The sequence below is a fragment of the Neobacillus drentensis genome (assembly GCF_036965645.1).
Classification (GTDB): Bacteria; Bacillota; Bacilli; order Bacillales; family Cytobacillaceae; genus Neobacillus; species Neobacillus drentensis_D.
In genome coordinates this window covers 10,102-17,054 of sequence record NZ_JBALPZ010000009.1, presented here as the reverse complement: position 1 = coordinate 17,054, position 6,953 = coordinate 10,102, and the positions used below count along the sequence as shown (strand labels likewise).

Genomic DNA, 6,953 nt, shown 5'->3' with positions numbered 1-6,953 from the left:
TGACTCTACTTCAGACAGGTGCTCCTTGGTTTTTCCTTATTCCTGTCCGAAGATGGTTCTACTTCGGACAGGGGGTCCTTCGTTTTTCCTTATTCCTGTTCGAAGATGGTTCTACTTCGGACAGGGGGTCCTTTGTTTTTCCTTATTCCTGTCCGAAGGTGGCTCTACTTCGGACAGGGGGTCCTTCGTTTTTCCTTATTCCTGTCTGAAGATGATTCTACTTCAGACAGGAGCTCCTTCGTTTTTCCTCATTCTTGTCCGAAGCTGGCTCTACTTCGGATGCGGCTGCCTAGTTCTTAGTCCAACGTGTCCGAAGGCATCGCTTCTCCGCACAGCAGCTCCTCATTTTTCCATGTTAATATCCAGTTTTGACAGAGTATCAATGTAATTGCCAAATAGTGTCCAAATGCTCATAGAATAATAAAACACCAAAAAGCCTTGACGCATGGAGCGCCAAGGCTTCTTTAATCTCTTAATAAGTGCTCAGGTATTGATCGCGTTCCCATTGGTGAACAACAGTGCGGAACATATCCCACTCAATTTCTTTTGCTTCAACGAAGTGTTCGAAGATGTGCTCGCCTAAACCAGCAACAATGACTTCATCTTGACTTAGTTGATCTAATGCTTGTGCAAGAGTTGCCGGAAGATCGATGATACCTTCTTCGATTCTTTCTTCTTTGCTCATAACATAGATGTTACGATCTACTGGAGCTGGAGGAGTTAATTTATTTTTAATACCGTCTAAACCAGCTTTTAATAGAACAGCCATTGCAAGATATGGATTTGCTGCTGGGTCAACACTACGTACCTCTACACGTGTGCTTAAGCCACGAGATGCAGGAATACGAATTAGTGGTGAACGGTTTCTTGCAGACCAAGCTACATAACAAGGTGCTTCATAGCCAGGTACTAAACGCTTATAAGAGTTTACAGTTGGGTTCGTTACCGCTGTAAAGGCAGGAGCATGCTTTAGGATACCAGCAATGAATTGACGAGCTGTATCACTCATTTCTAGGTTACCAGTTGGCTCAAAGAATGCATTTTCGCCGTTTTTGAATAATGAAAGGTTCATGTGCATACCAGATCCATTAACTCCGAATAATGGCTTTGGCATAAATGTTGCGTGTAATCCGTGTTTACGAGCAATTGTTTTTACAACAAGCTTGAAAGTTTGGATTTGGTCACATGCAGTTAACGCGTCAGCATATTTAAAGTCAATTTCGTGTTGTCCTGGTGCTACTTCGTGGTGAGATGCTTCAATTTCAAAGCCCATTTCTTCTAGCTCAAGAACGATATCACGACGACAGTTTTCACCTAAGTCAGTTGGAGCTAAGTCAAAGTATCCGCCTTGGTCGTTAAGTTCAAGAGTCGGTTCACCTTTTTGATCCAATTTAAATAAGAAGAATTCTGGCTCAGGTCCAAGATTGAAGTTAGTGAATCCTAGCTCTTCCATTTCTTTTAATACTCTTCTTAAGTTATTACGTGGGTCACCTTCAAATGGCTTGCCTTCTGGAGTATAGATATCACAGATTAAACGAGCCACTTTTCCTTTTTCAGCTGTCCAAGGGAAAATTACCCATGTATTTAGGTCTGGGTATAGAAGCATATCTGATTCTTCGATACGTACAAATCCTTCAATCGAAGATCCGTCAAACATCATCTTGTTATCAAGTGCTTTTTCCAACTGGCTAATTGGAATCTCAACATTTTTAATTGTTCCAAGAATGTCGGTGAATTGAAGACGAATAAATTTTACGTTCTCTTCTTTCGCCATCCGTTGGATGTCTTCTCTTGAATACTTTGCCATTTTAATTCCCCCTATTTTACAAAAGAATGATTAACTTTAATGGAAAAATCGAGACATATCGCCTTGGCGTAATGTAAATCGATTGTTTCTGCCTGTATGCATTAATTCATTGCGGAGAAGCTTTCTAAGTTGTTCATCTGTTAAATCTTGTTTTGCCTTTTCAGTTTGTTTCTCTATTATATTAGATGATTCCTGTTGTTCCTTGACCATGATCAATTGCTTAATACCAGCCATGTTCACACCTTGGTCAATTAAGTCTTTGATTTCTAATAGTCTATCAATATCATTAAGGCTGAATAGACGTCTGTTTCCCTCGGTTCTTGCTGGAGAAATCAATTGGTGTTCTTCATAATAGCGGATTTGCCTTGCGGTTAACTCAGTTAACTGCATGACCGTCCCGATAGGAAACAATGGCATGGAACGACGAATTTCTTTTCCACTCACCAAATTTCTCCTCCCTTAATAGTAAATCATAATGCTATTATATTTCGTGTAAGAAAAGATGTCAATGTTATGTTAGATTTTCTTACAGCGATTTTACAAAGCTTATGTTTTATTTTGTCCTACTAAAGGTTGATTAATCCTTTTTCTAATAAATGGTCAATCGCTAAGCAAATAGCCATTTTTACATGTGCGTATGTTAAACCACCCTGGACATAGGCCACATATGGTGGTCGAAGCGGACCATCTGCTGTTAATTCAATACTTGCCCCTTGAACAAACGTCCCTGCAGCCATAATGACATCATCTTCATATCCAGGCATATAACTTGGATGAGGTGTAACATATGAATTAATAGGCGACGCAAATTGGATTGCTTGGCAAAAAGAAACCATTTTATCACGATCATCAAATTGTACTGACTGAATGAGGTCCGTTCTTTTAGCATTCCATTTAGGTGAGGAATTCATTCCCAATTGTTCTAGCATAGCGGCTGTAAACACCGCTCCCTTTAATGCCTGCCCGACAACATGTGGAGCGAGAAAAAAGCCTTGATACATTTCTTGAAGGCTATAAAGGGATGCACCGGCTTCAGCTCCAATTCCAGGGGATGTCATCCGGTATGAGCAGGCCTCGACCCAATGTTTTTTCCCAACAATATATCCGCCCGTTTTTGCTAATCCCCCGCCAGGATTTTTAATCAAAGAACCTGCCATTAAATCTGCCCCGACGTGACATGGTTCTTGTTCCTCGACGAACTCACCGTAGCAGTTATCGACGAACACAACCAAGTCAGAATTAATTTCTTTAACAAACGAAATCATTTGTCCGATTTCCGTTACAGTGAAGGATGGCCGTGTTGCATACCCTTTGGATCGCTGGATTCCAATCATTTTGGTATTTGGTTTTATTTTTGCAGCTACCTCTTCCCAATCGATTGACCCCTCATCTGTTAAAGAGACGCTATCGTAAGAAATTCCAAATTCCTTTAATGAGCCTACCCCATTGCCGCGAATCCCGACAATTTCTTCTAGCGTATCATAAGGTTTACCGGTTATATAAAGAAGTTCATCCCCTGGTCTAAGAACACCAAATAAGGCAATTGAAATGGCGTGTGTTCCGGAGATAATCTGCGGCCGAACAAGTCCCGCTTCTCCGCCAAAGACATCTGCATACACTAATTCCAACGTATCTCTGCCTATATCATCATAGCCATAGCCGGTCGACGGTATAAAGTGTGAATCACTGACACGGTGTTTTTGATAGCTTTTCAATACACGAAATTGATTATTTTCCATTTTTTCGTCTATTTTTTTTTGTACCTCAGCAATTTGCTGCTCTACTTTTTGCGCCAGGGAGTAAAGCCTTTCCCCATTTTGCAGCTGTTGAAACATGTTGTAACTCCTATCTATATTGTGTATTTCTGTAATTGACCGGTTATTTGATGATCCGCGAGCGAATAGCCTTTACAACGATACATTTGACCTTCCTCATCAAAGACAAGTTCTCTTAAGATGGTCTGATTTTTCAATTGTGAAAGCAGCTTGCCTTCTGTAGAAGGTATCTTGACTTCGTAAGGCTCCATCATTTCCATTACCACTTGTTCCATTTTTCCCTTTAAAGCATGACGGTCATTTTCATCGAAGGCACTTATGAATATCGTGGCAGTATCTGCTGTTGGAACAAAATCCGGATGTTGAATATCTCTTTTATTATACACGGTTATTTGTGGGATATCTTTTACTTCTAAGTCATCCAGCAATTTTTTTACCGTTTTTTCATGCTGATAATAGTCCGGATTGGACATGTCGACCACATGGAGAAGCAAGTCGGCTTCTTTTACTTCCTCAAGAGTTGAACGGAAAGCAGCGATTAACGCCGTTGGCAAGTCCTGAATAAATCCAACCGTATCTGTTATCAGGGCTAAAAATCCACTTGGCAGTATCAATTTGCGAGTCATTGGATCAAGTGTAGCAAACAATTGATTTTCCTCATAAGACTCCGCTTCTGATAAACGATTAAACAAGGTCGACTTTCCTGCGTTAGTATAGCCGACAATAGCAACTTGGAAGGTTTTATTTTTCTTTCTTCGTTCACGGTATCTGTCACGGTGCTGCACAATTACAGAAAGCTGACTTTTAATATCATCAATTCTGCGGCGGATATGTCTTCGGTCTGATTCTAATTTTGTTTCCCCTGGGCCTCTTGTCCCAATCCCTGCACCAAGTCTTGAAAGGGCTGTACCTTGTCCGGCCAACCGGGGCAGTATGTATTGCAGCTGTGCTAGTTCCACCTGCAGTTTACCCTCTTTTGAGCGTGCTCTTTGCGCAAATATATCTAAAATGAGTTGAGTCCTGTCAATAATACGAGCCTCGATTTCAGAGCCCAGATTTCTTTTTTGACTTGGTGAAAGTTCGTCATTAAAGATGACAATGTCTACTTCAAGCTCCTCAACGAGGCTTTTCAGCTCTTCCACTTTGCCTTTTCCTATATAGGTTGCCGGGTGGATGCGGTCTCGTTTTTGGATCAAGGAAGCAATGACTTCCCCTTGGGCGGTTTCGGTTAATGCTCCTAACTCTTCCATCGAATAGTCAAAACGCAGATCCTCATCTCCATTTGTTTGACAGCCAACGAGAATGACCTTCTCCTTCGTTTCCTTTTGTTCCACAGACATCCTTCCTTCCCTATCTGTACTCCAATCTCATCATAACAAAAAAACGTTGTAATCTCTAATTTCTCCCATCCTCTTCTTATCTAAAAAAAAATGTTGTAATTTTCTTGCAACATGATAAAATTTATATGTTTATTATTGAACGGGTTTTTACTACTAACACTGTGTTTAAGTGACACCAAGGGGAAATCAACATGACATGGGAAGTTTTAAGTATGATTGGTACCATTGCCTTTGCAGTCAGCGGTGCGATTGTGGCAATGGAAGAGGAATATGATATTTTAGGAGTTTATATTTTAGGGATCGTTACTGCGTTTGGCGGCGGAGCGATTCGAAACCTGCTCATTGGAGTACCCGTCTCTGCCTTATGGGAACAGGGTTTACTTTTTCAAATTGCCTTGTTATCAATTACCGCGGTGTTTATATTTCCCAATAACCTTTTACGACATTGGCAAAAATGGGGAAATCTGTTTGACGCGATTGGCTTGTCCGCCTTTGCCATTCAAGGTGCCATCTATGCCGAAAAAATGAACCATCCCCTCAGTGCCGTTATTGTGGCAGCGGTATTAACTGGGATTGGCGGTGGAATTATCCGTGACTTGCTTGCCGGCAGAAAACCGATTGTGTTAAGAGCGGAAATTTATGCTGTTTGGGCTATACTGGCGGGTTTTATGATTGGACTTGAGATTACCACTGAATCATGGCAATTATATACTTTATTTGTTTTAGTAACTGGCTTACGTGTACTGTCTTATACTTTTGATTGGAAGCTGCCTTCTCGAAGTCTTGGAGTACCTCAAAAGATCCAAAATCATAAACAAATCGGCGGATAATCTCCCGCCGATTTTTCTATGTCCAGATGCATTGATGCCAGGTGCAGGGAACAAGGCGTTACTGTTTTTAAATTTAGTCCTCTTCAAATATTAAGTCATTGCTCCGAAGTGTCATTAATTCATGCTTGTCATAACTATTCAGCATTAACAACCTCATCGCCTGTGCCCGGACTGATTTTTCAATGACATTGCGAACGTATCTGCCGTTTGAAAAAGTGTTAGGATTTAAGACAGCCTTTACCCAAATCAAGTGGTCTCTTAATTTTTTTTCAGCTTCATGGCTTAACGTATACTCTCTTTCTTTTAACATCCTTCCTGCAATATCCATCAGCTGATCGATATTATAATCCGGAAAATCAATGACCAATGGAAACCGTGAATGGAGACCGGGATTTAGGGTTAAAAAATGGTCCATTTCCCTTGAATACCCAGCTAGAATTAAAATAAACTCATGCTGCTTATCCTCCATATGTTTGACTAGCGTATCGATGGCTTCCTTACCAAAATCCTTTTCCCCGCCACGACCTAAGGAATAGGCTTCATCGATAAATAGAATTCCCCCTTGTGCCTTCTTCACTAAATCTCTCGTTTTTTGGGCGGTATGACCAATATACTCGCCAACGAGATCGGCCCGTTCAGCCTCTATTAAGTGACCTTTGGAGAGTACATTCATCTTTTGAAACAGCTTTCCTATTAATCTTGCCACCGTCGTTTTCCCAGTTCCAGGATTCCCTTTAAACATCATATGGAGGGCTTGTTTTCTAGCCTTCAGCCCCATTTCCTCACGCTTCTTATTCACATAAATCCAAGCGTAAATTTCTTTAATCATACGCTTCATTTCTTCCATGCCAACCAATGCCCCGAGCTCTTCTTCAATTTCTTTAAGTGCGGTATGCTCTGGGGGAATGACCTTTGGAACAACTTGAAAATCGGGTACTTCTTTTCTCACGGTGGTTCTTTCCTGTGAATTGAGTACCACCCTTATTTGGCCGTTACTTTTCGTTCGATATGGTTGATCCAAAGCTATCACCTCTCATTCTGCAGACAGTATACGTAAGGTAGCAAGATTTAAGCTACTCAGAAGTGTTATAGGTTAGGCATAATCCTTCCTTCTATGTGTATTCACAATCCTTGGAATTCATTAGTGAAGATTTCCTTTATTTATGGAAATAAGAAAAGCGCAAGGCGCCCGCCTATCGGC

6 protein-coding genes are annotated in these 6,953 nt (G+C 41.0%); 1 reads left to right on the top strand and 5 read right to left on the bottom strand.

All coding sequences use genetic code 11. The annotated features are described in order from the left end of the window. Nucleotides 1-472: 472 nt before the first annotated feature. The 4 genes from glnA to hflX all read right to left on the bottom strand — a co-directional run bounded on the left by glnA (nucleotide 473) and on the right by hflX (nucleotide 4,922). Nucleotides 473-1,807: a type I glutamate--ammonia ligase gene (glnA, locus tag V7266_RS01590; protein ID WP_335465483.1), complete on the bottom strand. Its 1,335-nt coding sequence runs from the start codon at nucleotides 1,805-1,807 to the stop codon at nucleotides 473-475. 36 nt (nucleotides 1,808-1,843) lie between these two features. After that, nucleotides 1,844-2,251, bottom strand: coding sequence for a MerR family transcriptional regulator (locus V7266_RS01585; protein ID WP_335465482.1), 408 nt, complete (start codon nucleotides 2,249-2,251; stop codon nucleotides 1,844-1,846). Nucleotides 2,252-2,373: 122 nt separating this feature from the next. Further along, nucleotides 2,374-3,642: an aminotransferase class I/II-fold pyridoxal phosphate-dependent enzyme gene (locus V7266_RS01580; RefSeq protein WP_335465481.1), complete on the bottom strand. Its 1,269-nt coding sequence runs from the start codon at nucleotides 3,640-3,642 to the stop codon at nucleotides 2,374-2,376. 14 nt (nucleotides 3,643-3,656) lie between these two features. Further along, nucleotides 3,657-4,922, bottom strand: coding sequence for a GTPase HflX (hflX, locus tag V7266_RS01575; RefSeq protein WP_420491291.1), 1,266 nt, complete (start codon nucleotides 4,920-4,922; stop codon nucleotides 3,657-3,659). Between the two features lie 191 nt (nucleotides 4,923-5,113). Here hflX and V7266_RS01570 point away from each other — a divergent pair, with 191 nt between their 5' ends. Further along, the gene (locus V7266_RS01570; protein WP_335465479.1) at nucleotides 5,114-5,752 is read left to right on the top strand and encodes a trimeric intracellular cation channel family protein; all 639 of its coding nucleotides are present in this window, start codon (nucleotides 5,114-5,116) and stop codon (nucleotides 5,750-5,752) included. 73 nt (nucleotides 5,753-5,825) lie between these two features. On the opposite strand, the gene spoVK is transcribed toward V7266_RS01570, so the two are convergent. Then, on the bottom strand, nucleotides 5,826-6,773 hold the full coding sequence (spoVK, locus tag V7266_RS01565; RefSeq protein WP_335465478.1) for a stage V sporulation protein K: 948 nt from the start codon (nucleotides 6,771-6,773) through the stop codon (nucleotides 5,826-5,828). Nucleotides 6,774-6,953 lie beyond the last annotated feature (180 nt).

Bases quoted from the DNA above. Each gene is read 5' to 3' on its own strand.
- V7266_RS01570 (WP_335465479.1), top strand. From the start codon at position 5,114: ATGACATGGGAAGTTTTAAGTATGATTGGTACCATTGCCTTTGCAGTC.
- V7266_RS01580 (WP_335465481.1), bottom strand. From the start codon at position 3,642: ATGTTTCAACAGCTGCAAAATGGGGAAAGGCTTTACTCCCTGGCGCAA.
- hflX (WP_420491291.1), bottom strand. From the start codon at position 4,922: ATGTCTGTGGAACAAAAGGAAACGAAGGAGAAGGTCATTCTCGTTGGC.
- glnA (WP_335465483.1), bottom strand. From the start codon at position 1,807: ATGGCAAAGTATTCAAGAGAAGACATCCAACGGATGGCGAAAGAAGAG.